The following is a 403-nucleotide window of genomic DNA, read 5'->3' as shown; positions in this document are numbered from 1 at the left end:
ATATTAAACTTTAAATCGTGAAGATTTTTATCAATTTTTAATTTTTCAGAATTAACTAAATCCAAAGACATTTCCTGTGGGTCGAAAATAATTTCGGTGATTGGTATATTGTATTCTTTGGATGCTTTTAAAATTGCACAGATAAAAATATATTTTGATGCAAGAGATTGAAATTTCCACGTAAATGAATACGGGAAATTTTCAGAAGATTTTAAAAAACGTTTATTAACAGAAGACAACATTCCACCAAACAAATAAAATCTATCAAAATCTTTTAACTGACTAATATCAATTGCATCAATAATTTCATCCCATGATTTAAATTTTTTTTCTTTTATAACATCTTCCATATAAAATCTTAAATAATCAGATTTAAAATATTTTAAATTATTTAGGTTAGAAA

General features: G+C 23.1%; 1 protein-coding gene. It reads right to left on the bottom strand.

Translation table 11 applies throughout. The annotated features are described in order from the left end of the window. Window positions 1–350 (bottom strand): hypothetical protein (locus tag M3673_RS18890; RefSeq protein WP_251535623.1); only part of this gene is annotated, 350 nt, incomplete at its 3' end. Between the last annotated feature and the right edge of the window lie 53 nt (window positions 351–403).

It is taken from the genome of Nocardioides sp. P86 (assembly GCF_023712465.1).
Taxonomy (GTDB): domain Bacteria; phylum Actinomycetota; class Actinomycetes; order Propionibacteriales; family Nocardioidaceae; genus Nocardioides; species Nocardioides kribbensis.
Note: the sequence above shows the minus strand (reverse complement) of the source record. Positions and strands in the feature narration are given on the sequence as shown.